This window comes from uncultured Veillonella sp., from assembly GCF_934190855.1.
GTDB lineage: Bacteria > Bacillota > Negativicutes > Veillonellales > Veillonellaceae > Veillonella.
On sequence record NZ_CAKPTN010000181.1, the window covers coordinates 1 to 3,271 of the forward strand.

At 38.9% G+C, this 3,271-nt stretch carries 3 protein-coding genes; all 3 read right to left on the reverse strand.

Annotation, left to right across the window (positions count from 1 at the left end; all coding sequences use genetic code 11):
• Window positions 1–456: 456 nt before the first annotated feature.
• From secF to Q0F90_RS08395, 3 genes are read right to left on the reverse strand one after another with little or no spacing between them, the layout of a single operon-like run.
• Window positions 457–1,353 carry a protein translocase subunit SecF gene (gene secF, locus Q0F90_RS08385; protein ID WP_296004711.1) on the reverse strand — a complete coding sequence of 299 codons (897 nt, stop codon included), beginning with the start codon at window positions 1,351–1,353 and terminating at the stop codon, window positions 457–459.
• Window positions 1,350–2,624, reverse strand: a complete 1,275-nt coding sequence (gene secD, locus Q0F90_RS08390) for a protein translocase subunit SecD (RefSeq protein WP_296004713.1) — start codon at window positions 2,622–2,624, stop codon at window positions 1,350–1,352. Before secD ends, secF begins: the two co-directional genes overlap by 4 nt.
• 18 nt (window positions 2,625–2,642) lie before the next feature.
• Window positions 2,643–3,209, reverse strand: coding sequence for a 5-formyltetrahydrofolate cyclo-ligase (locus Q0F90_RS08395; protein WP_296004715.1), 567 nt, complete (start codon window positions 3,207–3,209; stop codon window positions 2,643–2,645).
• Window positions 3,210–3,271: the final 62 nt, after the last annotated feature.

Here is a 3,271-nt window from a genome sequence, read left to right on the forward strand (position 1 = left end):
TTTTCAAAGATCTGTACCAGTCTCTACTTTCTTCATTCGAAGTGTTTCATCAACTGGCGACTTGATTATTCTATCAAGTTCAGCTCATTTCGTCAAGCACTTTTCAAAACTTTTTTGAAGTTTTTTGATGCTTGTCGTTTGTGCTGTGTCCTAACGACTTGTATAAGTATAGCATAAATAAAATTATCGTCAACATGAAAACGGGCTATTTTTACATTTTCATTTTATTTTCACCAGTCTTTTTTATTAGTACCCCTTAATTCCTTATAATTTTAAGTTTTAAATTGTATAACACCTATTTTTATGCAGATGCTCTTCATTTTATTTTTATCCTAACTTATATGCTACACACCATCAAATAATATTTGTATATCTTTATATAAAAAGCGCCTCTCTAGTTTTATCTAGAGAGGCGCTTATACTTTCACCATCACTATAGTAAAAGTAATTTATATATTATTGTTGATTGCGCACGTCGTTTTTATTACGGCTCTTCCAGATAGCCCACAAGGATGTAGCTACGCAGATAGAGGAGTACGCACCACTAGCAAAGCCGATGATCATACAAAGGGCAAAGTTCTTCGTTGTATCCCCGCCAAATACGTAAAGGGATACGCAGGCGAACATAACAGTTGCCAATGTATAGAAACTACGGTGAATACTTTGTGTAACAGAAGCATTCGCAAGGTCTGCAAATGTATCGGAACGTTTATGAGTATGGGTATTTTCACGAACGCGGTCAAAGATAACTACAGACTCATTCATAGAATAACCTACAACTGTAAGTACAGCAGCTAAGAAGGATGCATCAATTTCCAATTGGAAATAAGAGAATACACCAAGTACCATAATCAAGTCATGGAAAATCGCAATCAAAGCAGAAATAGCTACTTTATATTCAAATCGATAAGAAATGTAAATCGCTAACGCCAAGAATGCAATGAGAAGGTTTGTTAACGCATGTTCTGTTACTTCAGAACCGATAACAGCACCTACTGTTTCAATACGTTTAACAGTATTTTGACCAACATTTTTAGTCAAAGATTCAACAACTGCAGCGCTTTCACTAGATTCAAGATTACGAGTACGGATCATTACATCTTTACCAGATGTATCACCTGTAGTATCACCAGAAAGCTGAATTTGTGCGTTTTCAAGATTGAACTCTTTCAAAACATCACGAACTTGGCTAACCTCTACAGGTTGTTCAAATACAACTTCAACAATCGTACCACCTGTGTAGTCGATACCAAAGTTAAAGCCTTTCATGAAGATAGATATTAAGCTAATGATTACGAGGATGGAGGAAATAGCAAACCACCAACGATGATGTTTAACTACGTTTAATGTCATTTGCGTTTACCTCCTTTCAATACTTTTGGTGCAAATGCATCAGCACTTGTGCTTGGAGAAATATTCGCACCAAACCAGAATGGATGGTTTGTAAAGTTACATTCAATTAACATGCGCAACAAGAAACGGCTCACGATAATTGCTGTAAACATACTTACTACTACGCCTACACCTAAGCTGATAGCAAAGCCTTTTACAGGACCAGAACCTAAAACAGTTAAGATACCAGCTGTGATGATAACAGATACGTTCGCATCTGTAATAGTTGCCAACGCACGGCTGAAACCAGCTTCCATGGCTACACGCATGGACTTACCGGAGAACACCTCTTCTTTAAAACGTTCAAAGATAAGAATGTTCGCATCTACCGCAACACCCATGGATAAGATAATACCTGCGATACCAGGTAATGTCATAGTCGCATTAAAGCCTTTGCCCAATACGAGCAATAAGAGCATAACATATACAAGCAATGCAATATTAGCTACGATACCGGATAAGCGATATAAAATAACCAAGAAAATCATGATCATCGCAATACCAGCACTGAAAGCTACTACTGATTTGTCTTTGGAGTCTTGACCTAGAGAAGGACCTACTGTACGCACCTCTAATACATTGATTTTAACAGGCAATGCACCAGAACGTAACAAAATAGCCAAGTCTCTAGCTTCTTCTAAGCTTTGGCTACCAGAGATAGTCGCTTTACCACCTGTAATCGCTTGTTGCACTACAGGATTAGTCAATTCTTTACCGTCTAATGTAATCGCAATGCGACGGCCGATATTTTTAGAAGTCAAGTCAGCAAACTTCTTAGCCCCTTCATCACTTAATTCAATGGCAACGAGTGGTTGTTTGTTTTGACCTAATTCTTCTTTTGCATCTTTTAAGTCATCACCAGTCATAACAGTTTGGCCTTGGTCATTTTTAAATTCCAACACCGCTGTTTTACCGATACGTTTAATCGCTTCGTCAGGATCTTTTACACCTGGCAATTCGATGATAATACGACGAGCACCTTCACGTTGTACTAATGGTTCAGATAAGCCCATTTCATTAATACGACGCTCTAAGATTTGCTTCGCCCGTTCAACTGCATCATTGTCAGCTTTACCAGTTGCAGAATCTTCTGCTTCCAATACGATATGCGTACCACCTTGCAAATCAAGGCCTTGTTTCAAAGAACCCGCTAAAGGTTCAATGCAATACGCAAAGGTACCAATGATGACAGCAACGACTACTAAAAACTTGATAATAGCTTTACCGTTCAAAATAGTTGCTCCCTTCTACTATACACAATGTATGACGCCCTGCTCTGTTACAATTTTGCTCATCCGTTGATCTAGTTCATCCATAGGAATTGGTGTATCCCACAATTGTACTGACCAGCATACTCCCATAAATGTACTTGGTGAAAGTTCTTTGAGAAATCGATCATAATACCCATTCCCCATCCCCATGCGACCACCTTGACAGTCAAAGCCAGCACCAGGCACTAAAATCAAATCCAAGTCATGTGGATTAATAACCTCGTATGGCTCAGAGGGAATGCGTATATTTAACACACCCCGAGTGATAGATTCTAGAGACTTAAGACGAACGGCAATCATCGTCGTCTTATCTGTACATACTGGAACGTATACAGATTTACCATGTTCTAAAGCATGACGAATCACATCGTCTAAATTGGCCTCTTTAGGCATTGCCAAATAGGCCATAATGGTATTTGCCGATATGTATTCAGGACAATTGACAATCTGCTCTGTCAATAGAGTCGTCCATCTATTACAATCGGCAACGGATAAAGCAGCGCGCTGGGACTTGCACGCCCGTCGCACTGCTTCCTTTGTATTCATTATTTTTCTTCCTTGTTTTTCTTGGACAGTACGTTAGCCACTGCAGTACGAGCAAATGTTAA

Coding starts and splice junctions, on each gene's coding strand:
- Q0F90_RS08395 (WP_296004715.1), bottom strand. CDS start 3,209: ATGAATACAAAGGAAGCAGTGCGACGGGCGTGCAAGTCCCAGCGCGCT.
- secF (WP_296004711.1), bottom strand. CDS start 1,353: ATGACATTAAACGTAGTTAAACATCATCGTTGGTGGTTTGCTATTTCC.